This window comes from Amycolatopsis sp. NPDC059657 (genome assembly GCF_042734395.1).
In the GTDB taxonomy this organism is placed as follows: Bacteria; Actinomycetota; Actinomycetes; order Mycobacteriales; family Pseudonocardiaceae; genus Amycolatopsis.
On record NZ_JBHWEB010000003.1, the window covers coordinates 77,708 to 101,003 of the forward strand.

Consider the following 23,296-nt stretch of genomic DNA (forward strand, 5'->3'; position numbering starts at 1 on the left):
AAACGGGTATGCAGCAGTCGGCAAACGGCGCACCGTTACGGCCGCTTTGCGCCTCGTGTTACGGGCTCATGCCCGAGGGAGGGCGATCCCGCTACTGCTCCAGTGCGTGCCGTCAGCGTGCCTACCGAGTACGGACCAAGCAGAGCCGTGCTTCCGAAATCGCTGGAAACCTTGCCGAGTTCCCTGATTCATTCGTAGGACGTCATGATGAATTGGCCGAGCTGGGAAAGTTGCTCAGTGCTTCGAGGCTGGTCACCGTAATCGGTCCGGCGGGTGCTGGGAAGACCCGGCTGGCGAGGGAGGTCGCAGCCAGGCAACAGCGAGATGGCCAGCGGCATCGTGATGGTGTCTGGCAAGCGGACCTGGCCGTCATCCCCAAGGGCGATCTCGTCGTGCCGGCGATCGCGCGCGCGGTGGGCATCCGGACGGGGTCTGGACTCGCCCCGGAGAAGCTTGCCGAGGCGATGGGGGAACGGAAACTGCTGCTGGTCTTGGACAATTGCGAACACGTCCTCGACCGCTGCGCAGACGCGGTCGAGGCACTGCTGACCTCCTGTCCGTCTGTGCGCATCCTGGCGACGAGTCGGGAAGCGCTGCGCGTCCGCGGGGAACAGTCGTTCCCGCTGGGTGAGCTCGCGTTGCCGGCTACCGGTGAAGTGCTCACAGCGGCGCAAGCGGGGCATTCCGATGCCGTCCGCTTGTTCGTGGACCGTGCGAGTGCGGTCGACCCCAGCTTCGAGCTCACAGACACCAACGCGTCCACGATCGCCGCGCTGTGCCGTCGGCTTGACGGCATGCCCTTGGCGATCGAGCTCGCGGCCCGTCGAGTGCGACTGCTCGGGCCCGCGGACCTGTTGGACAGGTTGGACGGCACACTTGATGTGCTCTCGGTCGGCACACGCACGTCGACGTCACGACACGACAGTTTGGAAGCCGCGATCGGCTGGGATTACGAACTGCTTTCGGCGAGTGAGCAGGAGCTTTGGCGACGGCTATCGGTGCTTGCCGGTCCGTTCCCGATAGAACTCGCCGAAGCGGTCACCGGGCGCGGGGCGGAGACACTCGACATTGTGGCGAGTCTCGAAGCCAAGTCGTTGCTGGTGCCGGTGACCAAGGGAGACTCTGTCTGGTTTCGTCAGCTGGAATCCATCCGGATTTACGGCCGGGATCGCCTTGACGATGCCGGTGAACGTGACACGACGTACGATCGGCTCGCTGATTGGCTGTTGGCGCTAGTCGAGCCGCATCTGGGACGGTACATGATGCCGGTCCCCGTACTCGAGGCAATTGACGCGCATTGGCCCAATTTGGTCGCAGCCGTCGAATGGATGTCCACTCGACGAGACGAGCGCCATGGCGCACTTGCTTTCGCGCTGGGAAAACACTGGCTGCGTCATGGGATCAATCTTGAGGACACCTACCGCATGCTGCGTACCGCTCTGGATATGGCCACCAGCGCGGCGAGTACCGGGCTGGTGCTTTCAGCGCTCTCGACGACGACCTCCGTCCTCGGCGACCAAGCCGAGTCGCTCGGCTATGCCTGGCGTGCAGTTGACATCGAACGAGCATTGGATCGTCCAGCACGCTTGGCCAAAGCGCTCGATGACCTCGGCCACGCGCTGTTCTGTTCTGGCGAGTACCGCGCGGCACGGCCAAGCTACTTGGAGAGCTTGCGGATCCTGCGAGGGTTGGGTGACCCTGTCGCATTGCTGGGTTCGCTCAACAATGTCGCCTGGGTTTCCCTTAACTGGGGCGAAGAAGATCTGGCCGAGAAGCTGTTGGCGGAGGCTTTGCCGCTGGCGCAGTACCTCGGCTCCGGTAATATGGTCATCGCGTTGCTGCATACCTCAGGCGTGCTTTCTCTGATCAGAGGCGATGTAGATGGCGCCGCCGAAAGATTCGCCGAATCATTGACGATGGGCCGGGAAAATCCGTACCACCTGGTGCACGGATTGGAAGGCCTTGGCATCGTGGCCACTGAACTCGGTGACGACGACCGTGCCATCCGGCTCATTCACGGTGCCGCCGCTGTCCGGCGGCAGGTTCGCACTTCTGGCGAGCCGGTTTGGGCCGAGCGGGTGGACGTCGCCGCGGCGACTGCTGCAGGCAGGCTCGGAACGCGCGAAGCGGCGGCTTCGGCGGCGGGCCAGCGGATGACCGTGACCTGTTTGGCGGACTATGCGTTGAATGGCGTAGTCCCGCCGGCGACCGTGGTGTTGAGTACGCGCGAGCACACTATCGCCGCGTTGGTCGCCGATGGGATGACCAATGAGCGCATCGCACGCAGACTGCGGGTATCTCGCCGGACCGTGGCCACTCATCTGGAACGTATCCGGGGCAAGCTCGATGTGCGTTCTCGCGCGGAAGTCGCTGCTTGGGTCGCAAGGGGAGAAAACGCCGAATAGATGGTGGCAGCCTTGCGCGGCGTGCCCGCCACCGTTGTATAACGACCTATATGGCGGACCGTTGGAGTTCGCAGATCCAGGGGCCTACGTCCTCGTGCTCTATCGAAGAAAAACGCCAAGTACGGGAAGCCGGAGCTGCTGATCGACTGGCTGCTGCTTGGTCGGTGGCAACCCAGCGCCAACGAGTGAACTCACGCTTTGATGAGGCGTGGAGTCGGTCGAGCCGACGAGAGGGTGCTGCCCGAGTAGGCAGCACCCTCGTGAACGTCAGCCTCGGCCGTCTTCTACTCGGGTAGTGAACGTGCGCAAGAACGAGGGATCGCCGTCGGCGGTCACGCGCACGTCATACCAGCCATCGGATGTCGGCCAAGCCACCTGCGCTGAGCGTCCAGCGGCCAGACGCACCACCCGGGTTGAACGGCCAGAAGTGAGCCGCAGGGTGAGAGCGGATCCGCCACCGTTGAGGATTTTGAACTCGACGCCACGGCGATAGGTCAGAATCCGCGTCTGGATGTCGACCTTGGACGCCACCCCGGTACGGCTGCCCGCCAACTCCCACCACGAGCGGTTCGGACCTTGAACGACCACACGGTACGTGTCGCCGGTCAATGGCAACGTTTGGGAGAGCGTGTCCCGAACGTCTTGGTGCGACGGTTCCGCGAGTTCGCCCTTGTACCCGTACACAGCGAAGTGTGCTGAAGAACGGCCGCTGTTGGCGAGCCGGACTACGAGGTGTCCTGCGTCGTTGAGCGCGCCTGAGACGGACGTCTGGTACGGCAACGGTCGGGCGGGGCGATTTCCGGGTTCGGCGCTCGGCAGTTTCTGCTCGATCGGTGGCTTCGGGTGCCAGCGGGTGATCGGCGCGGGAACCGGACCGGGGTGGGTGACCCGTGGTGGCCTTCCAGCGTTGGAAAAATCGAATGCTCCGGTCAGGTCGCCGGCGACCTGACGGCGCCACGGGCTGATATTGGGCTCCGCTACACCGGTCCAACGTTCCAACAGGCGCAGCACGGACGTGTGATCGTAGACAGTTGAGTCAACGTACCCACCGATGGTCCACGGGGAAACGACCGTCATCGGCACACGCGGGCCGAATCCGAGCGGCTGGCCGTTGTAGTGATCCGCGTCGTTCGTCGCGTTGCCGGGCGGAACTGGTGGCGGCACGTGGTCGAAGTAGCCGTCGTTTTCGTCGAAATTGATCAGTAGTACCGTTTTCGACCAGGTTTCGCGGTCTGACGCGATGGCGTCCAGCACGTCGTAGATGAGATTCGCGCTGCCGACCGGGGTTGACGCGCCAGGGTGCTCGGAGTCCACGGCCGATGGCACGAGCCAGCTGACCTTCGGCAGTCTGCGTGCCTTGATGTCGGCGCGCAACGTGCTCGCCAATGTCAGCGGCTCGCCACGGTACATCGCCTTGCGGAACAAGCTCTGTTCGACGGGGGTAAGCTTGGCGACAGCAGCATTGAACTGAGCGAGCAGCTTCGTCCGGTCCTCTTCGGACTTATCGAACAACGCGTAATAGAACTCCTCGGTTGTCCTGTACTTGCCGTCCACTCCGGCCAGAATCTTTTTGCCGATCTTCTTGAACGGCACGAAGTATTCGACGGCGTTGTCGGTGAAGTTGTCCCATTCTTGGTAGATCTGCCACGAAACGCCCGCCGCTTCCAAGCGTTCCGGGTAGGTCGTCCAGTCGTAGCCGGGGTGGTCGTAGGAGTACGCCGCGTTGGTGACCGCGCGAGTACCGTTCGGCTCATTCCCGACGGTTCCGGTCCACAGGAAGTTTCGGTTCGGGTTGGTCGAACCGAAAATCGAGCAGTGGTAGGCGTCGCAGATGGTGAACGTGTCCGCTAGCTCGTACTGCAGCGCGATGTCGCGGCGATCGTAGTAGGTCATCGTGGCCGGGCTTTTGGCACCTATCCAGCCGTTGTTCCAGCCTCGTGCCCACGCCTTGCCGGTGCCGGCCCAGCTGTGGTCGAGATCGCCGAGGTACTGGATGTCCGATGGATCGCGGCCTTCTCGCTCGGCTTCCTTCCGCAGCGAGAAGGGGAGGACTGTGCCGCCCGCGGGGTTGGGCTGTTCGAACACCGACTTGCCGTCGGGCAGTTCGAGCGGGTGGGGGTCGGAGAAGCCACGGACACCTCGAAGGGATCCGAAGTAGTGGTCGAAGGACCGGTTCTCCTGCATCAGCACGATCACGTGCTCGACGCGATCCAGACCGCCGCGGCGCATGGGTTCGGCCATGGCCGCGTGAACCGACGGGGGCAGCAGCGAGCCAGCGATCGCGGCTCCGGATACGCCGAGGAGACGGCGGCGGGACAGTTCAGGCATGCCTGGAACCTTTGCCGAGCGAGATGAACGGCACAAGAACCCGACGGGTCAATGAATCGCAGGTGACCGGCAACCAGCTGTTGTCAGCGAATTGACACACAGTCAGATCCAGTAGGTCTCGGACCAGCGGATTCGGCCAGTACGGAGTGCGGACACGTCCTCGTCGAGCCGTGGGTCGGTAGTCTCCGGAGTAACCCGTTGAGCGCAGTCCATAGCTCCGTGTGCGCGAGCTCGTTCTGATGCTGTCGTCGCGGCCCAGGAAGGTGCTCCTTGGTCTGCGGAGGTCCAGGTGGTCAGCGACGGCGAATCTCATTAGCGCCGTCCCGTCCGGCTTGCGGTTGAGCGCCCCCCGGGACAGACCGTCGCGATGTGGTCGCAGACGGCTTAACCTACGAAAGGATGGCCAGTTGGTTGTACTGGCGTCAGGCCCCGAGGAGGTGCGGGCCGAGGTGGCGCCGGTGTTCGATGCAGTCGGTTCGCGCACGTTGTGGGTTGGTCCGGCCGGTGCGGCGACGAAATTGAAGCTTGTCGCCGACGCCTGGGTACTGGCGCTGACCAATGCCACCGCCGAGAGCGTCGGTCTCGCCCAGGACGTCGGAATCGCCCCGAGTCTCTTCCTCGACGCTATCAAGGGTGGCGCCGTCGATGTTCCGTACGCCCATCTCAAAGGGCAGGCGATGATCGATGCCGATTTCGCGCCCAGTTTCCCCGCGCGGCTCGCGCTGAAGGACGCCAAGCTCGTGCTCGACGCGGCGTCCCGCGCCGATCTCGCCGGAGCGCGGGCAACAGTGACACATCTTCAGGTCGCCGTCGACGCTGGGCACGGCGATGAGGATATGGCCGTCCTCTTCACCGCAGTTCGCCCGAACTGATCGAGGCCCGCACCGAGGTGCTGGAGGCCAGCTGCGCGCGGTAACAACGTGCGCTCACGTGGTCACTTTGGTGACGAATCGGCCAGGGCCGTCGACCGGTTCGTCGCCGAGCAACCCGGCTAGCCACCGTCCGGCCACCGAGAGCCACCGACGGGCGGGGCAGTCCCGGCAAACGACGCACAGCGCGGTAGCCTGACCAGCAATCACCCATGACTTCGAGGAGGGCCCGTGTCAGCAGTGGAAATAGCCGCGCTGATCGCCGCCGGAGCGTTCGTGCTGCTGGTGTTGCTGCTGGCGATTCCGCTGCTCAAGCTCGGCCGCACGCTGGACGCAGCCACCGAAGCGATCAAGACAGCGAACGACGGCACCGACCCTTTGCTGATCAACGCTAACCAGACCATCACGCACGTCAACACCCAGCTCGAGCGGGTCGACGGCATCACCGCCAACGCACAGGCCGTGAGTGGCAACGTCTCGGCGTTGTCATCGGTGTTCACCGCGACATTGGGTGGTCCGCTGGTGAAGACCGCCGCACTGTCCTATGGGGTCAGCAAAGCGATCAAGGCTCGTCGCAAGAAGAAGGAAGCGAAGGCCGCGCGCCCGGGTCGCAGGAGGAAGCAGTGAAGCGCCTCTTCTGGCTCGGCATCGGCGTCGTCGCCGGTGTCGCGTTGTCGCGTAAGGCGACTGAAACCGCTCGTCAGGCCACTCCTGCTGGGTTAGCCTCGAATCTGGGCGACGCCGTGCGCGAATTGGCCGGCGCCGTCGGATCCTTCGGTGCGGAAGTGCGCGCCGGGATGAACGAGCGCGAACAGGAGCTGCACGACATGGTCGAGGACCGCACCGGCCTCACCTCGCGCACGACCGCGGGGCGGCATGCCGCGGCCAGGCGAGCTCGCCGGGCGTAAGGCCGACGCCTCCGCCTTACGCCGCAGCAGCTGCCCACTTTTCGCTCAGCACAAGGACAATCTCCCGTGGAAACACACGAAATCACCAATCGCTTCCTGACGTACTTCGAAAAGAACGGTCACACGCGGGTGCCCAGCGCACCGCTGCTCGTCGACGACCCGAACCTGCTCTTCGTCAACGCGGGCATGGTGCCGTTCAAGCCGTACTTCCTCGGCGAGGCCCCGCCGCCGTATCCGCGCGCGACCAGTGTGCAGAAGTGCGTGCGCACCCCGGACATCGACGAGGTCGGCAAGACCACCCGGCACAACACCTTCTTCCAGATGGCCGGGAACTTCTCCTTCGGTGACTACTTCAAGGAAGGCGCCATCGAGCGCGCCTGGGAGCTGATCACCACCCCGCAGTCCGAGGGCGGATACGGCCTCGAGCCAGACCGGCTGTGGGCGACCGTCTACGAGGACGACGCCGAAGCCGCCGCGCTGTGGAAAAAGATCTCCGGCTTGCCGTCGGAGCGCATCCAGGCACGCGACATGGTCGACAACTTCTGGTCGATGGGTGTGCCGGGGCCGTGCGGCCCTTGCTCGGAGATCTACTACGACCGCGGGCCGAAGTACGGCCGCGAGGGTGGTCCGATCGTCGACGAAGACCGCTACATCGAGATCTGGAACCTGGTGTTCATGCAGAACATCCGGGGTGAGGGCAGCGGCAAGAAGGACTTCCCGATCCTGGGTGAGCTGCCCGCCAAGAACATCGACACCGGCATGGGTGTCGAGCGCGTCGCGACGATCCTGCAGGGCGTCGAGAACGTTTACGAAACCGACCTCGTGCGCCCGGTCATCGGCCGCGCCGAGGAGTTCTCGGGTCGTCGCTACGGTGCCGAGCACATCGACGACGTGCGTTTTCGTGTCATCGCCGACCACGCGCGCACCGGTGTGCTGCTGATCGGTGATGGTGTCACGCCCGGCAACGACGGCCGTGGCTACGTCCTGCGCCGCTTGCTTCGCCGTATCGTCCGGTCGACGCGCCTGCTGGGTGTGCACGAGCCGGTGCTGCCGGCGTTCGCCGAGGTCGTCCGCGACACCATGGGCCCGACTTACCCCGAGCTGGTGTCCGGTTTCGACCGGATCGCGGAGGTCGTCCGCATCGAGGAAGAGGCTTTCCTCTCGACGTTGACCAGCGGCTCACGCATCTTCGACCTCGCGGCCGAGGAGACCAAATCGTCCGGTGGCGGCATCCTGGCCGGAGACAAGGCCTTCCAGCTGCACGACACCTACGGGTTCCCGATCGACCTGACCCTGGAGATGGCGGCCGAGCAGGGTCTGTCCGTCGACGAGGACGGCTTCCGGGCGCTGATGAACGAGCAGCGCCAGCGTGCCAAGGCGGACGCGGCGGCCCGCAAGAGCGGTCACGGTGACCTTTCGGCCTACCGCCAGGTGCTCGACCAGCATGGCGAGACCCAGTTTCTGGGCTACACCGACCTGCAGGCGACCGCGAAGGTGGTCGGCCTGCTTGAGGACGGCGTGCCCGTCCGCAGTGTCGCCGAAGGTCACAAGGCCGAGCTCGTGCTCGACCGCACCCCGTTCTATGCCGAGAGTGGCGGCCAGGTCGCCGACACCGGCGTGCTCGTTGGTGACGGCGTCGAGCTGAAGGTGCTCGACGTGCAGAAGATCGTGCCGGGCCTGTTCGTGCACCGCGTCGAGGTGACCCAGGGCGAGATCGGGATCGACACCGAGGTCACCGGGTCCGTCGACGTTCACCGGCGCCAGTCGATCGAGCGGTCGCACTCGGCGACCCACCTCGTGCACGCGGCCGTTCGCGGTGCGTACGGCAAGCGCGCGGCGCAGGCGGGGTCGTTGAACTCGCCCGGCCGTATGCGGTTCGACTTCACCACCGCCGGCGCGGTGTCCGTCGACGTGCTCACCGAGGTCGAGGAAGAGGTCAACGAGTACCTCCAGACCGATGTTCAGGTGCAGACCTTCGTCACCACGAAGGACAAGGCGCTCGAGCTCGGCGCGGTCGCTCTCTTTGGTGAGAAATACGGCAACGACGTCCGGGTCGTCGACATGGGCGAGTACTCGCGTGAGCTGTGCGGTGGCACCCACGTCGACCGCATCGGCCAGCTCGGCCTGGTCAAATTGGTCGGTGATTCGTCGATCGGCTCCGGTGTGCACCGGGTCGAGGCGCTGGTCGGTTCGGACGCGCTCAAGTACGTCCGCAAGGAGCAGCTGCTTGTCTCGCAGCTGGCGAACACCTTCAAGGTGCCGTCCGACCAGTTGCCGTCGCGTATCGACGACGTGCTGACCCGGCTGAAGAACGCTGAAAAGGAGATCGAGCAGCTGCGCACGCAGCAGGTGCTCGGGTCCGCCGGTGCTCTCACCGACAAAGCACAGGACATCAACGGAGTCGCGGTCGTCGCCGAAAAGCTCGGCGAAGGCATCGACGCGAACGGCCTGCGTGCGCTGGCCAGTGACATCCGTGGACGGCTCGGCACGCGGGCCGGCGTGGTCGCGCTCTTCGCTCCGCAGGGCGACAAGATCAGCTTCGTGGTGGCGACGACGTCGGCTGCTCGCGACAGGGGCATCGCCGCGGGCAAGCTCGTCCCGTCGTTCGCCGAGGCCATCGGCGGCCGCGGCGGTGGCAAGCCGGACATGGCCCAGGGTGGCGGCACGAACCCCGCGGGCGCCGAGCAGGCGGTCACGTCACTGCGCGCGGCGGTCGCGAACTTTGGGTAGCCAGCGACGCCCGGATCGCCCTGGTGAGGGCGATCCGGGGCGTGGCAGGCGGCTTGGGGTGGATGTCGGATCCGTCCGGGTGGGCGTGGCTCTGAGCGATCCAGCCCCCATCCTCGCCAGCCCTTTGGTTACCCTCTCTCGTGATGAGCGCGAAGACAGTGACCTGGATCAGTTGGCAGGACTCGTCACCGAGCACGAGGTGGTCGAGGTGATCGTGGGACTGCCAAGGACACTCGCGGACCGGCAAGGGCCGGCCGCGGCTATCGCGATCGCGTATGCCGACAAGCTAGCCGGGCGCATCGCGCCGGTGCCCGTCCGGCTCGCCGACGAGCGGCTGACCACGGTCACCGCGTCGCGCATGCTTTCCCAGCGTGGGGTCAAGGGCAAGAAGCAGCGTGCTGTTGTCGACCAGGCGGCCGCTGTGGAGATTCTCCAGGCATGGCTCGACGCTGCCTCCGCTCAGCGGGCACGGGCGGGTGGGTCATGACCGAGCCTCGTGAACCGCAGAGCAGAGGCGGGCGCAGACGGCTTCGTGAGCCTGATGCCGAGCCGGAGCTGCCGCCGACCCCGCAGCCGGCCCCGACACCGCCGTCCGACCGGCGAGCACGGCCTGCGCTGCCGGGGACCTCACGGCACAGCAGACGAGTGCCGCCGCAACCGCCGGCCTCGGGACCCGGGGTTCCCCCTGCGGCTGTTCCGCCGCCACCCGGGGCACCGCCGCCGCCGCCGGTCCGGCGTCCTCCGGTGCGAGAGCCACAGGAGCCACCGTCACAGACCAGCGGCACTTTCGCGGCCGCGCCGATGCCTCCGAGGCGTCCCCATCCGGGTGACGGTTCTGTCGGCATGCCCGCACGGCGGCCAGGACCGCCGCCGCCTGGGGCGCGACGAAGGCCGCCGGTCGATCCGCCGACGGAGGTCATCCACTACGAAGACGAGTTGCCACTCGAGGACGAAGAGCTCTACGAGGACGACTACGACGAGTACGAGGACGAGTTATACGACGACGAGGACGAAGCCGCACTCGAGGAAGAGGAGCGAGCCGAGCCTGAGTACATCGAGGGTGACAGCCCGCCGCCACGCCGCGGTCGTCGCAAGAAGAAGTTGATCGGCAGGCTCGCTCTTGTCGCCATCGTGCTGCTGCTCGCCGGTGGCGTTTGGTACGGCGTGACCACGATCTTCGGGTATGACGACTTCGAAGGTGCCGGCGAAGGCGACGTGCTGGTGCAGGTCAGCGGCGGCGATTCGACGAACGCGATCGCGGGCAAACTGGAAACCGCGGGTGTGGTCGCGAGCGCGAAGGCGTTCGCGAAGGCTTCAGAGGACGTCCCGGCGGTCACCAAGGTGCAGCCGGGCTACTACCTGCTCAAGCAGAAGATGTCCGGCGCCGCGGCGGCCGAGCAGATCGTGAAGCCGGGCAGCCGGGTCGGTCAGCTCCAGATCAGGGCGGGGACGCCGTTCGACGACATCACCCAACCCGACGGCAAGGTGACCGAAGGCGTGTTCACCCTGATGTCGAAGGCGTCTTGCGCCGACATCAACGGCAAGAGCACGTGTGTTCCGGTCGACGAGCTGCGCAAGACGGTCGAAAGCATCGATCTCACGTCGATCGGGGCGCCGGGGTGGGCTGCTGCGACGGCATCGAAGGCTGAGCGGAAGATCAGCCGTCTCGAAGGTTTGATCATGCCTGGCGTCTACGACGTCAAGCCGGGCTGGACCGCGACGGAATTGCTCACCGACGTGGTCAAGATTTCGGCGTTGCAGTTGCAGACGGCCGGCCTCACGGACAAGACGGGCATCGACGGCAAGACGCCGTATCAGACGCTGGTGATCGCGTCGATCATCGAGCGCGAGGCGGTCAAGATCGACTTCGGCAAGATCTCGCGGGTGATCTACAACCGGCTTAACAAGAACATGAAGCTCGAGGTCGACTCGACCATCAACTACGTGCTCGACAAGCCGACGCTGCTGACGAAGCCGGAAGATCGGGCGAAGGCGGGTCCGTACAATACGTACGCGAACACCGGTCTGCCTCCGACGCCGATCGGGGCTCCGAGTAAGGAAGCGATCCAGGCGGCGTTGCAGCCTGCCACCGGGGATTGGCTGTTTTTCGTCAAATGCGAGAAAAGCGGTCAGTCATGTTTCGCGGTGACCAACGCCGAGCACAACAAAAACAGGGATGACGCACAGGCTCGTGGTGTCTACTAAAGCCCGCAAGGCGGCCGTTCTCGGTAAGCCGGTGGAACACTCACTGTCGCCGGTGTTGCACGGCGCTGCCTACCACGCGCTGGGGCTTGATGACTGGTCGTATGAGCGCGTCGAAATGGACGCCGAGGGACTGTCTGCGTTCGTCGGTGGTCTTGGTCCTGAGTGGACCGGGCTTTCGGTGACGATGCCCGGCAAGCGGGCCGCACTCGATTTCGCCACCGAAGTGACGAAACGGGCGTCCGCCGTCGGGGCTGCGAACACATTGGTGCGTACTGAGTCTGGTTGGCTCGCCGATTGCACCGACGTGGATGGCGTCGCCGGGGCGTTGCTTTTCGCGGGCGGGTATTCGCCGTCCGAAGGCGATGTCGGCACTGTGCTGGGCGGAGGTGGCACCGCGGCGGCGACCGTTGTCGCGTTCGCGGCGATGGGACTTTCCTCGGTACGGCTCGTTGTCCGAAATCCGGACAGAGCAGGCGAGACGACGGAAGCCGCGAGGGCCGCCGGGCTCGACGTCGATGTGCTCACCTGGTCGGAAGTGGACTTCGCGGGGTTGGCCGACTCGACCGCGGTTTTGGTCAATACCGTGCCGCCGGACGCCGTGGCCCCGCACGTCGCGGAACTGGCCGCGGTGCCGTGCCTGCTCGACGTGATCTACCACCCGTGGCCCACTCCGCTCGCTGCTGCGGTCGCCGAGAAGGGTGGACGGCTCGCGACCGGCCTGGATATGTTGCTGCATCAGGCATTCGGTCAAGTTGAGCACTTCACCGGACTGGGGGCGCCCCGTGAAGCCATGCGTGACGCCCTGCGTGAGGCGACTGGCGGGATTTTGCCCTTGCCGCTGGCCTGAGTGCTCGATAACCTGGCGGGCTGCCTTCTGAAAGGGGAGCCATGCCCGAGCATGAGCGTGCCGTGTACTCCGAAGCCCAGGCCGATGCGATTTGGGTGGGGGAGCGGCCCAAGTTGAATTCGATTGTCAACCTTGCCGAATACGACCCGGAATGGCCACGTCTCTTCGAACGCGAAGCCGCGCGTATCCGCGGGGTCCTGGGCGACCTGGTACTGGTGCTCGAACACGTCGGTTCCACCTCCGTGCCCGGCCTCTGTGCCAAACCGATCGTCGACATTCTGCTCGTGGTGCCCGATTCGGCGGCAGAAGACCGCTACTTGCCGCAGCTGGAGGCCGCCGGCTATCGATTGGTCATCCGCGAGCCCGACTGGGAGCAGCATCGGGCGTTCAAAGGGCCGGATACGAACATCAACCTGCACGTCTACTCACCGGACAGTCGCGAAATCGAACGCTATCGACTGTTCCGCGACCGATTACGCGCACATCCCGACGAACTGGAGCTCTACGCGACGACTAAGCGGGAGCTCGCCGGCCGCACCTGGGCCTATATCCAGGACTACGCCGACGCCAAGAACGACGTCATCGACGCGATCATCGCGCGGGCTAAGGCTTAGCAAGGTCTCTGATCAGGCTCGTGACCTCCCGGCTGACCGGGCGTAGCACCCGCAGCCGGGAGAGTCCCACCAGCCTCGCGATCAGCGGCACGGTTCGCCCGATCAGCATCTTCGTACGTTTTTGGGCTGTGGAGCGGTCGTGGACCCAGAACAGCACGACCCCCATCTGGAACAGCCAGAGCAGCTCCGGCAGCTCTTCGCGCAGCTCCGGGTCGAGCTTGACGTCCGAGCCGTCGATCACCTGGTTCATGAGCCCGATCGAGGCGACCCTGGCCGCCGTGGAGTCCTCGCTGAAGGGGCTCAGCGGGGACTCCGGGTCCGCGGCGTTGACGAAGAACTGCGTGCCGAAGCGGTGATACGGCTGGGCGACGTCGAGCCAGGCGAACAAGACCCGCTTGAGGCGCTCCTCGAAGGCGGGTTCGTCGCTGAGCAGGTCGACGCAACGTTCCTGGTGGTCTCGCTGCATCTGGTCGTAGAAGCCTTGGATCAACTGCTCCTTGGAGGAGAAGTAGTAGTAGGCGTTCCCGACCGATACCCCGGCCTCCGCGGCGATCGCCCGCATGGTCGTGCGGTCGTAGCCGTTCTCGGTGAACAGCCGCATCGCGGTCCTGACGATCAGAGACCGGGTTTCGTCACTTTTGGGCACGCTCTGCACCGTATCCGCTCAGGCTCACTGTGCGCCGTAGGGCTGGGCGGGCGGCGGCGGGAAGATCGGCTGCGGCTCGGGCGTGCGTGCGCTCGTCAGGTGCCTGCGCCGGATGCCGTTGAAGACGAGCACGTTGCCCATGTGCATGGCGCCGAGCACCAGCGCGACGATGCCGAGCTTCACCGAAAGGAGTTCGAAGACGGCACGTGCGTCGTCGACCGCGCCGCGGCTGGTGAGGAAAAGCGTCACGAAGCCGAGACTGACCAGGTAGAAGCCGACGACGAGCAGTTGGTTGACGGCGTTGGCCAGCTCGGCCTTGTTCTCGAACACCTCCGCCAGGAAGGTCTTGCCGTGCTTGCTCAGTGTTCGCGCGACGACCACCGTGAGCGGGATGCTGAGCAGCAGGTAGAGCGCGTATGCCACGACTATGGGATTCATGGGCGTCTCCTCGGAATCAGATTTTGAACGTGTTCAAGATGGACTGTAGACCTAGTTTTGAACGCGTTCAAGTTTTGAGGTGTTCATCTGCCGCTCATGTCACGGGCGACGACGGTTGCGTAGGGTCGCAACGAACCTGGGAGGTTGGACAGTGAAGCGATTTCTTGCCGTCGCCGCGACGGCACTGCTGGCGACGATGGCCGTGCCAGCCTCGGCCGACGCCTTCTTGGGCGAGAACGTGCGGTTCGCGACGTTCAACGCGTCGCTGAACCGGAGCGCGGCCGGCCAGTTGCTGGCCGACCTGTCGAAGCCGGGCAACGCGCAGGCCGACGAGGTCGCCGAGGTGATCCAGCGCAACCGCCCTGACGTCATGCTGGTCAACGAGTTCGACTACGTGCCGGGCAACGCCGCGGCCGACGCCTTCCGCCGGAACTACCTCCGGATGCCGCACAACGGCGCCCGCCCGATCGACTACCCGTACGCCTACACGGCGCCGGTCAACACCGGGGTACCGACCGGCTTCGACCTCGACCACGACGGCCAGGTCGGCGGTGGCAACGACGCGCACGGGTTCGGGGTCTTCGAGGGCCAGTACGGCTTGCTCGTGTTGTCGAAGTATCCGATCGACGTGTCGCGGATACGGACGTTCCAGAAGTTCCTCTGGAAGGACATGCCCGGCGCTCTCCTTCCGGACGATCCAGCGACCCCGGCGCCGCGTGATTGGCACTCGCCGCAGGTGCTCGACGTGTTGCGGCTTTCGTCGAAATCCCACTGGGACGTGCCGCTTCGGGTCGGTGGCACGACAGTGCACTTCCTCGTTTCGCATCCGACGCCGCCCAGCTTCGATGGGCCCGAAGATCGCAATGGCACCCGCAACAACGACGAGATTCGCTTCTTTGCCGACTATGTGACCCCAGGCAAGGGTGGCTACATCTATGACGACAAGGGGCGTCGTGGTGGCCTCGGCGCGCACGAAAAGTTCGTTGTCGCCGGCGACAACAACTCCGATCCGCTGGACGGCGACAGTGTTCCCGGCGCCATTGACCGGCTGCTGCGCGCGCCGCGCGTGATTGAGACGAGGCCAGGCAGTCAGGGGGCGGTCGAAGCGGCGCGGCTGCAGGGTGGTGCGAATGTGAACCACAAGGCGAATCCGTTCTACGACACCGGCGATTTCAACGACAAGGCGCCGGGCAACCTGCGCGTCGACTACGTCCTGCCGTCACATGGTCTGGTGCCGTGGCGCGCCGAGGTGTTCTGGCCGCTCGCCGCGGACCCACTCGCCAGGCTCAACGACGCTTCGGACCATCACCTGATCCGAGTGGACGTCTTCGTCCCCCGCTGGTGACGGGTTAGCCTGTCGGACATGAAGATCGCCATCCTGGACGACTACCAGGACGTCGCACTCGGATTCGCCGATTGGGCTTCCCTGAACGCTGAAATCGAGGTGTTCACCGAGGCGTTCGGTCATGCCGACGAGGTCGCCGAGCGGCTCAAGGGCTTCGAAGTGGTCGTCGCCATGCGCGAACGGACCCGGTTTCCCGCCGAGTTGCTCGCCAGGCTGACCGATCTGAAGTTGCTCGTCAGCACTGGCCGCCGCAACGCCGCCATCGACGTTCCCGCGGCTCGTGAACTGGGCATCACGGTCTCCTCCACCGGCTACATCCCACAGCCGACCGCCGAGCACACCTGGGCCCTCATCCTCGCCGCCGCGCGGAACCTGCCCAGGGAGGTGCAGTCGATGCGTGACGGCGGCTGGCAGACGACGGTCGGCATGACGCTGCACGGCAAAACGCTCGGCCTGCTGGGGCTGGGCACGCTCGGCGCGGGCGCCGCGAAGATCGGCCAAGTCTTCGGCATGGAGACGATCGCGTGGAGCCAGAACCTGACCCAGGAGAAGGCCGAACCGCATGGCGTCACCGCGGTATCCAAAGAAGAATTGTTCAGCCGCGCTGACGTGCTTTCGATTCATCTCGTGCTCAGCGACCGCAGTCGCGGGCTTGTCGGTGCCGAAGAACTCGCTATGATGAAGAAGACCGCGATTCTCGTCAACACTTCGCGTGGTCCGATTGTTGACGAAACCGCGATGGTTGACGCGTTGCGGCGCAAAGAGATCGGTTGTGCTGCCATCGACGTTTATGACAACGAACCGTTCCCTGCCGACCACCCGCTGCGATCGCTCGAGAACACGGTGCTCACGCCGCATATAGGTTTTGTGACGCGTGAGGTTTACGAGATCTTCTACCGCGACGCCGTCGAGGACATCGCTGCCTACCAGGCTGGTGAACCTATCCGCCTGATGGAGTAAACCCTCAGCGTGGGGTGACCGGTCCAGCCGCTCAGAGCGGTGGGCCGGAGCTTGTTTACCTGGCGACAATAGGCGACAGAAGGCCGGGAAGTGCCTGTTCAGGGCGGGCGCGACCCGGCCTTTCGACGTCTGGGCGCTATCTGGGCGGCCGCTGCTGCATCATTTGCCGTCGATGCCTGTTCCGCGAGTCAGGGGGACCCATGCAGCCGGCTGTCGAAACACTCAGTGCGCGGGAACAAGATGTGCTCGAAAATCTCGCCGCGGATCGCACCGACCGTGAGATCGCGGCCAGATTGGGGATTCGTGAGCGAACGGTGCGTGCCCATGTCAGCCGGATCATCTTGAAGCTCGGGGTGGCGTCGCGCGTGGGCGCCGCGGTGGTGTTCACCGAATGGAAGATTCGCGGCTGCCTGGATGCGGCGGGAAAGTCAATGGGAGTCGAAATCATGCAGATGAAATCGCCGTGCGGTCACTGAATCGATTCTTGACGAAAACCGGAACAATGGTTGGCCGACATGCCGAGGCGGCAGCCTGCGTGCGCGCCATGGTTGTTTAGCTGAAAAACGGCCAAGGCGCGGCCATGGTCTGGGTGTTCCCAGGATCAGGACTCGGCTGGCGCTGTTCAGTCGCCGTCCGTGCGCAGGAGGTTGCGCCGGCCTCCGTCGGCGCAACCTCCTGATCTCCGGGTTGGTTCAGGGGGTGACGCGGCGGTGGTACCAGGTCCGCCGGTAGTTCGTCGGCAATGCGATCCTGCTGAGGAGGCTGGTCAGCACGCCGCCGATGATCAGCCACAGAACGGCCGCGAGGCCGTCGTTGAGCAGGATCCGGACCTTGAAGCTGTCCGGCGTGAACAGGTTCCGCAGGCCCAGCGAGACACCCTTCGACCAGTCTTCGATGAGCTGGGCGAATCCGTTGCCGGTGTTCGCCGAGCCCAGCACCAGCACGATATGGATGCCCAGCACGAGCGCGAACAGCACGCAGATCAGGTCGATGACCGCGCTCAACACCCTGATGAACGTGATTCTGCCGGACGGCCGTTCGACGATCTCGGCGCGTTCGGCCACAGGCTCTTGATATCCAGGCGTACCCGGATATCGGGGATCGGGATCTGGATAAGTCATGTATTCCAGATTCACACGAGCCGGTGGGTTCCGCAGTGTGGATGTCAGGTGAACGGTCGTGCGTCTGGTGTGCAGGTGGTGCCCGCCGGTGGTGCGTGCAGGTCGACGAAGTAGCGGACCATCGCGGCCGAAGCGCAGGCGCTGTGCACGTTGAGCGAGGTGTGGCCGAAGCTCTCGACGACCAGCAGCCTGCCGTCTCCGAGCTCATCCACTGTGGACTGGGCGTTGTGTAGCGGAGTCGCCGGGTCGTGCCTGTTGTTGATCACGAGGATCGGATTTTGCCGCTGCCGGTTCCACGGGCCCAGGTAGCGGTCGTCGTCGTGGCCGGGCCAGCCGATGCATTGCGCCATGTTGAACACCGCGCCCAGCGCGAAATACGGCACTCTGGTCTGCTCGGTGACCGCCAGGCGGTCGTATGCGGCGGGATCCTGCGGGTTTTGGCTGTCGACGCACTGGACCGCCAAATATCCCGGCGAATGGGTCGGCAGGTAGGGATCCAAGACGGGTAGGGCTGGGCCGGGCGGCGAGGCGGAGGCGAGGGTGTTCAGGGTTTCGCCGAGGCGTTTCCAGCGGCCGAACTGATAGAACGCGCTTTCGAGGTTCTTCAGGAAACCGGCCAGATTCGTGCCGCCGACCGGGCTTTTGGTCAGTCTGGCGACGATGTCGGCGAATTTCTGTCGCTGGTCGCCGGCGGCGAACGCGCAGGCCGCCTTGGCGCACTCGTCGAAGAACGCGCCGAGCTCGTCCAGCTGGGCGCGGGCGGTGTCCGCACGGACGTCGACGGGCTTGGCCTCGTCACCTGGCTTGCCGGTGGCGTTGGCGACCAGGTCGAGAGTGCCGTCCAAGGTCATCGCGCGGAGGTTCGCCGGGAATATGTTCGCGTAGGTGCCGCCGAGGTAGGTCCCGTAGGAGTAGCCGAGGAAGTTCAGCTTGGCGTCGCCGGTCGCCTGCCGGAGTAGGTCCATGTCCCTGGCGACGTTCGCCGACGAAAGGTGATCCAGCAGCTTGCCCGAACCGGCAGCGCACGCCTGGCCTGCGCGGGCGCTCGTCGCGTAGAACGTGTCGTGCTGATCAGGGCGCAGCGGTGAGCCAGTAACAGGATCTTCCGCGCCCGCGCAGTTGATCGGCGAGCTGCCGCCGATGCCGCGTGGGTCGAAGCTCACCAGGTCGAAGCGGGCGCGGAGCTCGTCGGGATAGCGCGCGCCGAATCGCATCAGCTCACTGACCCCGTCGGTGCCCGGCCCGCCGAAATTGACGAAAAGCGAGCCAATCCGATGGCCGGGATCGGTCGCGGGGAGTTTGATCACCGCGAGGTTCAGCGACGGGCCGTGCGGATCCCGGTAGCTGACCGGGACGGCCGCGGCCGCGCACTGGAACTCCTGGTGACAGGACGTCCAGTGCAGTGCTGGGACGCTTGCGCCGTTGGTGCCCATAGCGGCCGGGGCTTCGACCGCCGCCGCTACCCGTTGGGGCGAATTGGGTGACGGAGGAGGCGCGTTGCACGCGCTGACCAGCACTACGGCGAGAAGAAGCGCTCGTTTCACCTTGCTAGGTCAGCCAGCACCGCGTCGGTGTAGCCGGGCCAGACTTCGGCGGCCCACGGGCCGAACGCGCGGTCGGTGAGCGTGACACAGGCGGCTCGTACGGCCGGATCGACCCACAGGAACGTGCCGGACTGCCCGAAATGGCCGAAGGTGCCGGGTGAGCTGTTCGCGCCGGTCCAATGTGGACTCTTGTGGTCGCGCAGCTCGAAACCGAGGCCCCAGTCATTGGGCTTCTGATGACCGAATCCCGGCAGGACCCCGTTCAATCCCGGGAAGACCACGGACGTCGCCTCGGCGAGTGTCGCGGCCGCGACCAATTTGGGCGCCTGGAGCTCGACAGCGAAGGCGACCAGGTCGGTCACCGTCGAAACGGCGCCGGAAGCGGGGGAGCCGTCGAGCAGGGTGGCGCTCATCGCCAGCGGGCCGAACAGGGCTTCCGCCTGATATTCGGCGAAGGGGATGCCGGAGTGCTCGGCGATCGCGTCGGCGAGCTGCTCGAAGCCTGCGTTGGAGTAGAGACGGCGGGTGCCGGGCTCGGCCATCGGCTTGTGCGCGTCGAAAGCGAGGCCGGAGGTGTGCGAGAGCAGGTGGCGGATCGTCGAGCCCTCGGGCCCGGCCGGGGTGTCCAATTCGACGACACCCTCTTCGATGGCGATCAGCGCCGTGTACGCGGTGAGCGGCTTGGTGACCGAAGCCAGCGCGAACGGTCGTGCCGCGTCGCCGTGGCCGCCCAGCAGCTCACCATCCGCGTTCACCACCGCCGTCGCGGCGTTGTCCACGGGCCATTGGTCGATCAACCGCACACTGTCCATGCGGAAAGCCTACGAATGGGGGCCGGCCCGGTTGAGCCAGCCCCCATCCGGCAGGTCACGCGTCGAGGTCGCTGGCCACCAATTCAGCGATCGCGTCCACGGCCTCCTGGGCGCCCTCGGCGTCCTCGGCGCTGATGATCACTTCGTCGCCGTGACCGGCGGCGAGCGTCATCAGGTTGAGCACGCTGCCCGCGGCCACCGGGGTGCCGCCTGCCTTGGCGATCTGGACCGCCACGGGCTGTGCTGCGGCCGCCTTGGCGACCAGTGCGGCCGGCCTGGCGTGCAGGCCGACTTTGCTGGCCACGGTGACGCGTTTCTCCGGCATGTTCATCCCTCTCAGCTCAAAGATGTCGTCCGCTCGTGATCGTACTTTGCCGCAGCGCGGGCTAGGTACTCCTGGCGTGATCCAGACTGGACGTCGCGCTAGTGTCTTGACCTGCCAGTTTGGCTGAGTACGCGGCGAGAGTGGCGACGATCGCGTTGGCGTTTTGCCCTCATGAACTCACGGGTCTGCGTTCCACTCGCTGATCCATGTGGACGCCGTTTACGATTTCGGTGACGCTGCATTGATCGGAACGACACCGTTCGTGGTCGGTGAGCTTGGCGAACCAGCGCTGACAAGGTCGAGCCAAGATCTGCTGGTCGGGATGCAGCGCAGGTGGAACCGGCTGGCGGGTAGACATTCCATCACCTTGGGAGACGGCGGCGGAGGTAGCGCTGGGCAGTCACTGGTCCACTGGAGATATCGTGTGCGGCCGAACGTGCGGTGATCTCTGAACCAGAGCCGGTCCACTGGCGGCCGTGAGACAGTCACCAACCCCACGATCTGCTTCTTCGTCGGACCTCGACGCGATCCGCGCTAGGGCTCGGCATCGCCAGCGCTCCTGACTGTCGATCAGGTCCCGCAGTTCAGTCCGCTGATCCACTGTCAACCACGACATCCAGCACCATGTCCGGTCGGCCCGATGTAAGCAAAAGAGCAATGCGTTTCAAGGTCGAAGGCGTAAGTGGGATTTCTCGAAAAAGAGATCGCTCCAGGTCTCGCAAAGCTCAAGGTAGCGATCAGCCTCCGCTGCGCTGCGAAACTTTCCCAATAGTGTCACGATGAGGGCGTCGATATTTCGGCCCAGGTGACATATCGTACTCTCTTGAATGATCTCTTCGTTTTGTCGGATTTTAACAGCTGCGAGCAGGTCGCTATTCTTGGCGGTATCGTCGGCTATTTTTGATAGCGTTCTGAAATAAAAAGAATCAGCGCTCCCGTCGTGCTCGATTCGATCGATTTCTGTGCAGCACCACGCTACGTCGTGCCATTTTCCTTGTAGCCCCAAGCCTTGGCATGTTAGCGTGAGGCCGCGTCGGTAGTACTCGTGCGCACTCGTCCAGTCGTCGGACGTGGCAGCATTGCTCGCCAGGATGCGGAGCGATTCGCACAGTTGCACGAGCAGATTTGCGTCAGTGAAAATTGACAGAGGGTTTCGAAGGGTAAAATACAGCCATCGCGGATTTCCCGGATCAATTGCACGGGCATTTTCCAGTAATTCGAAGTTGCGCTCCGTCTTTCGCTTGGCCTGAATCACGCCTGGATCGTAGCCGTCGTGCAGGATCTCAATGTCGACGCCAACAATATCCACCTTTTCGTCTTGGTGGTTGCCGCCGCGCCTTAGGACCGGATATTCGTGCACGAGTCCTTTGTAGCGAATCTGACTGTTGGCGCGAAAGATTCTGGGAACTTCTTTTATGTGAGTGTTGTGCGCGGTGTCGTATACGGTCGGCGCAAATACTGTGGCGGAAGATGCGCCTACGTCTGTACCTGCTGCTTCGAGTGAGGATCTAAGCAGGCCGCAGTCGTGCGGAGTGAGCCATTCGTCGGCGTCCAAAAAGACGATCCAGTCGGATTCAATTGCGTCGATGGCAAGGTTCCGAGCTTCGGAGAAGGAGCCCCTCCATGGAGTTTGAAGCACGCGAAGTTCGGCTGCTTCGTACTCGGCTATAATATTGAGCGTTTCGTCACTTGACCCTGTGTCGACGACGACTACATCATCAAAGCCCTGGCCTAGGATGCTGTCGAGGCAGCGCGCTATGCAGCGCTCCTCGTTCTTTGCCAAAATCGCAATTGAGATACTGCTCATCGCTCGGGGTCTCCGGTGTTCCCGGTAGCCCGTATTGGCGTGCGCCAGGGCTGCGGTCAGTTATCGGTGCTGTTCAGGCGGAAGAGATCTTCGCGGAACAGGAGTTTCACGGTCGAGTATCCTGTTCCGCGAAGAATGAACACGTATCTACTTGCTATGTTGGCAGCGAAATACCGAGAAAAAGTAGTGACTTAACGGGAGATCGGCTTGTCGAGGGTCGACAATGAGTAGAAGTGCCCGCTTGTCTGGCGTCGGGCTATGTGCATCCGTCCCTGCGGCCCATGTCTTCAACGCCGCCAAAACAGGCGGCGTAGTAGATCGTCAAGTTGAAGATGTAGCACCTGGAGTTAAGGTTTCGCCAGTATGACTGGCCCGAGTACTCGTAGTAGTAGTCCGCGCCGCACCACTTGTTATGAGACCGCGGAACAGCATCGGGTACGGCGCAGTTTGATGCAGCCAAGCTGGTGACATCATGCGCTTGAGCTCCGCTAGCCTCTTCTGCGGCCGCTACAGGACTGCCGAATAGCACAGCCAAGCCCGCCAAAGCCGAGGCTGCGGTGACGACCTTCCGGCTTGTCCCCCTGAATCGGGCGGCCCGCTCCAAGGCCTCGGCCGGTTTATTGAGTGCGGAAGGGGTGTTTTGCGCACATAGATCTACTTCGATCTGCTTCAAGAAATCCTGACGCTTCGCGTCCATGCTTTGGAATCGCTTTCCTCCGTTGGAAGGCATGCGGATTCGACCTCCGAGGCCCCCCTATGATGACTACCCAATGGTTGGGTAGATTCCCTCAGTCAAGCTTGTTCGTTATCTCCTCCCCTGACGGAGTCTTCCATGTGCATTGAAGATCGTCAAGGCGGTACGAGTTGAGCTCGCTTTGGTGCGTGTGGCCTAGCGCTGACCCTGCCCCCATGTCCGTGATTGCGGGATGTTCACCAATTGTCCGGTTTGTGCAATCTTCAATTTTTTATTGAGCTGAGGTATTTGAATTCGGGGCGGCGGATTTGTGGGTTGTTAAGCTTTCGGCGAATTGAAAGATTTCGTTGGGCGGCTGGCTCTTCTTAATTTCTGATGTTGAGGGCGGTTCGGGCCGCGCTTTTCGATAAGAGCGACTCTGTTGATATGTTGCCGGTGAATGGCCTCGGTCGCACCTGGCGAATATGGTTCTCTTCTTTGGGAAGGCGGACTCATCGGCAGTCCAACGATAGGGATTCGGCGGGTGTTGCGTGCCGCTCGGACACGCAACACATGTCTGCTCAGCGACTGTCGCACGCGGGACAGAAATCAGGCGTGGGGGGGGGGGGGGGCGCCCCCCCCCCCCCGCGTTAGGGGGAGTGGGGGGGGCGCGGGGTCCAAAACCCCAGAAAAACCCGGGGGGGGGGGGGGGTTTGTTG

The 23,296-nt window shown here is 64.2% G+C and carries 19 protein-coding genes and 1 pseudogene; 12 read left to right on the forward strand and 8 right to left on the reverse strand.

What is annotated here, in order from left to right:
• The first annotated feature begins 68 nt into the window (after positions 1 to 68).
• Positions 69 to 2,405, forward strand: coding sequence for an ATP-binding protein (locus ACFV15_RS02530; protein WP_378348355.1), 2,337 nt, complete (start codon positions 69 to 71; stop codon positions 2,403 to 2,405).
• Between the two features lie 267 nt (positions 2,406 to 2,672).
• Here ACFV15_RS02530 and ACFV15_RS02535 read toward each other — a convergent pair whose 3' ends face one another.
• Entirely contained in the window at positions 2,673 to 4,733 is a 2,061-nt protein-coding gene (locus tag ACFV15_RS02535; protein WP_378348356.1) for a phosphocholine-specific phospholipase C, read from the reverse strand.
• Positions 4,734 to 5,140: 407 nt separating this feature from the next.
• Here ACFV15_RS02535 and ACFV15_RS02540 point away from each other — a divergent pair, with 407 nt between their 5' ends.
• The 8 genes and pseudogenes from ACFV15_RS02540 to ACFV15_RS02575 form a co-directional block, all read left to right on the forward strand.
• Positions 5,141 to 5,605: an NAD-binding protein gene (locus tag ACFV15_RS02540; RefSeq protein WP_378348357.1), complete on the forward strand. Its 465-nt coding sequence runs from the start codon at positions 5,141 to 5,143 to the stop codon at positions 5,603 to 5,605.
• Between the two features lie 228 nt (positions 5,606 to 5,833).
• Positions 5,834 to 6,229, forward strand: a complete 396-nt coding sequence (locus tag ACFV15_RS02545; RefSeq protein WP_378348358.1) for a DUF948 domain-containing protein — start codon at positions 5,834 to 5,836, stop codon at positions 6,227 to 6,229.
• Entirely contained in the window at positions 6,226 to 6,510 is a 285-nt protein-coding gene (locus tag ACFV15_RS02550) for a hypothetical protein (RefSeq protein ID WP_378348359.1), read from the forward strand. Before ACFV15_RS02545 ends, ACFV15_RS02550 begins: the two co-directional genes overlap by 4 nt.
• Before the next feature lie 66 nt (positions 6,511 to 6,576).
• Positions 6,577 to 9,240: an alanine--tRNA ligase gene (gene alaS / locus ACFV15_RS02555; protein ID WP_378348360.1), complete on the forward strand. Its 2,664-nt coding sequence runs from the start codon at positions 6,577 to 6,579 to the stop codon at positions 9,238 to 9,240.
• On the forward strand, positions 9,233 to 9,727 hold the full coding sequence (gene ruvX / locus ACFV15_RS02560) for a Holliday junction resolvase RuvX (protein ID WP_091292401.1): 495 nt from the start codon (positions 9,233 to 9,235) through the stop codon (positions 9,725 to 9,727). Before alaS ends, ruvX begins: the two co-directional genes overlap by 8 nt.
• A gap of 356 nt (positions 9,728 to 10,083) precedes the next feature.
• Entirely contained in the window at positions 10,084 to 11,445 is a 1,362-nt protein-coding gene (gene mltG, locus ACFV15_RS02565) for an endolytic transglycosylase MltG (protein WP_378348361.1), read from the forward strand.
• Complete coding sequence (locus ACFV15_RS02570; RefSeq protein WP_378348362.1) at positions 11,417 to 12,292, forward strand: shikimate dehydrogenase; 876 nt, start codon at positions 11,417 to 11,419, stop codon at positions 12,290 to 12,292. Before mltG ends, ACFV15_RS02570 begins: the two co-directional genes overlap by 29 nt.
• 41 nt (positions 12,293 to 12,333) lie before the next feature.
• Positions 12,334 to 12,903: pseudogene (locus tag ACFV15_RS02575) on the forward strand (GrpB family protein); the annotation flags it as partial.
• On the opposite strand, the gene ACFV15_RS02580 reads toward ACFV15_RS02575, so the two are convergent.
• Together ACFV15_RS02580 and ACFV15_RS02585 are read right to left on the reverse strand one after the other, a co-directional pair.
• Entirely contained in the window at positions 12,896 to 13,552 is a 657-nt protein-coding gene (locus ACFV15_RS02580; RefSeq protein ID WP_378348363.1) for a TetR/AcrR family transcriptional regulator, read from the reverse strand. The pseudogene ACFV15_RS02575 and the gene ACFV15_RS02580 sit on opposite strands and share 8 nt — an antisense overlap.
• 24 nt (positions 13,553 to 13,576) lie before the next feature.
• Positions 13,577 to 13,990 (reverse strand): hypothetical protein, encoded by a 414-nt coding sequence (locus ACFV15_RS02585; RefSeq protein WP_378348364.1) that lies wholly within the window; start codon positions 13,988 to 13,990, stop codon positions 13,577 to 13,579.
• 151 nt (positions 13,991 to 14,141) lie between these two features.
• On the opposite strand from ACFV15_RS02585, the gene ACFV15_RS02590 reads away from it, so the two are divergent.
• The 3 genes from ACFV15_RS02590 to ACFV15_RS02600 all read left to right on the forward strand — a co-directional run bounded on the left by ACFV15_RS02590 (position 14,142) and on the right by ACFV15_RS02600 (position 16,771).
• Positions 14,142 to 15,335: an endonuclease/exonuclease/phosphatase family protein gene (locus ACFV15_RS02590; protein WP_378348365.1), complete on the forward strand. Its 1,194-nt coding sequence runs from the start codon at positions 14,142 to 14,144 to the stop codon at positions 15,333 to 15,335.
• 18 nt (positions 15,336 to 15,353) lie between these two features.
• Positions 15,354 to 16,295, forward strand: a complete 942-nt coding sequence (locus ACFV15_RS02595; protein ID WP_378348366.1) for a D-2-hydroxyacid dehydrogenase family protein — start codon at positions 15,354 to 15,356, stop codon at positions 16,293 to 16,295.
• A gap of 200 nt (positions 16,296 to 16,495) precedes the next feature.
• Positions 16,496 to 16,771, forward strand: a complete 276-nt coding sequence (locus ACFV15_RS02600; protein ID WP_378348367.1) for a LuxR C-terminal-related transcriptional regulator — start codon at positions 16,496 to 16,498, stop codon at positions 16,769 to 16,771.
• Positions 16,772 to 16,987: 216 nt separating this feature from the next.
• Here the strand turns inward: ACFV15_RS02600 and ACFV15_RS02605 are convergent, their stop codons facing one another.
• The 5 genes from ACFV15_RS02605 to ACFV15_RS02625 form a co-directional block, all read right to left on the reverse strand.
• Positions 16,988 to 17,416: a hypothetical protein gene (locus tag ACFV15_RS02605; RefSeq protein WP_378348368.1), complete on the reverse strand. Its 429-nt coding sequence runs from the start codon at positions 17,414 to 17,416 to the stop codon at positions 16,988 to 16,990.
• Between the two features lie 44 nt (positions 17,417 to 17,460).
• Positions 17,461 to 18,960 carry an alpha/beta hydrolase gene (locus ACFV15_RS02610; protein WP_378348369.1) on the reverse strand — a complete coding sequence of 500 codons (1,500 nt, stop codon included), beginning with the start codon at positions 18,958 to 18,960 and terminating at the stop codon, positions 17,461 to 17,463.
• Positions 18,957 to 19,772: a serine hydrolase domain-containing protein gene (locus tag ACFV15_RS02615; RefSeq protein WP_378348370.1), complete on the reverse strand. Its 816-nt coding sequence runs from the start codon at positions 19,770 to 19,772 to the stop codon at positions 18,957 to 18,959. Before ACFV15_RS02615 ends, ACFV15_RS02610 begins: the two co-directional genes overlap by 4 nt.
• Before the next feature lie 55 nt (positions 19,773 to 19,827).
• Positions 19,828 to 20,097, reverse strand: coding sequence for an HPr family phosphocarrier protein (locus ACFV15_RS02620; RefSeq protein ID WP_378348371.1), 270 nt, complete (start codon positions 20,095 to 20,097; stop codon positions 19,828 to 19,830).
• Between the two features lie 664 nt (positions 20,098 to 20,761).
• On the reverse strand, positions 20,762 to 21,904 hold the full coding sequence (locus tag ACFV15_RS02625) for a glycosyltransferase family 2 protein (RefSeq protein WP_378348372.1): 1,143 nt from the start codon (positions 21,902 to 21,904) through the stop codon (positions 20,762 to 20,764).
• Positions 21,905 to 23,296: the final 1,392 nt, after the last annotated feature.

Bases quoted from the DNA above. Each gene is read 5' to 3' on its own strand.
- ACFV15_RS02570 (WP_378348362.1), top strand. From the start codon at position 11,417: ATGACGCACAGGCTCGTGGTGTCTACTAAAGCCCGCAAGGCGGCCGTT.
- ACFV15_RS02535 (WP_378348356.1), bottom strand. From the start codon at position 4,733: ATGCCTGAACTGTCCCGCCGCCGTCTCCTCGGCGTATCCGGAGCCGCG.
- ACFV15_RS02585 (WP_378348364.1), bottom strand. From the start codon at position 13,990: ATGAATCCCATAGTCGTGGCATACGCGCTCTACCTGCTGCTCAGCATC.
- ACFV15_RS02605 (WP_378348368.1), bottom strand. From the start codon at position 17,416: ATGACTTATCCAGATCCCGATCCCCGATATCCGGGTACGCCTGGATAT.
- ACFV15_RS02620 (WP_378348371.1), bottom strand. From the start codon at position 20,097: ATGCCGGAGAAACGCGTCACCGTGGCCAGCAAAGTCGGCCTGCACGCC.
- ACFV15_RS02625 (WP_378348372.1), bottom strand. From the start codon at position 21,904: ATGAGCAGTATCTCAATTGCGATTTTGGCAAAGAACGAGGAGCGCTGC.
- ACFV15_RS02530 (WP_378348355.1), top strand. From the start codon at position 69: ATGCCCGAGGGAGGGCGATCCCGCTACTGCTCCAGTGCGTGCCGTCAG.
- ACFV15_RS02615 (WP_378348370.1), bottom strand. From the start codon at position 19,772: ATGGACAGTGTGCGGTTGATCGACCAATGGCCCGTGGACAACGCCGCG.
- ACFV15_RS02600 (WP_378348367.1), top strand. From the start codon at position 16,496: ATGCAGCCGGCTGTCGAAACACTCAGTGCGCGGGAACAAGATGTGCTC.
- ACFV15_RS02595 (WP_378348366.1), top strand. From the start codon at position 15,354: ATGAAGATCGCCATCCTGGACGACTACCAGGACGTCGCACTCGGATTC.
- mltG (WP_378348361.1), top strand. From the start codon at position 10,084: ATGCCCGCACGGCGGCCAGGACCGCCGCCGCCTGGGGCGCGACGAAGG.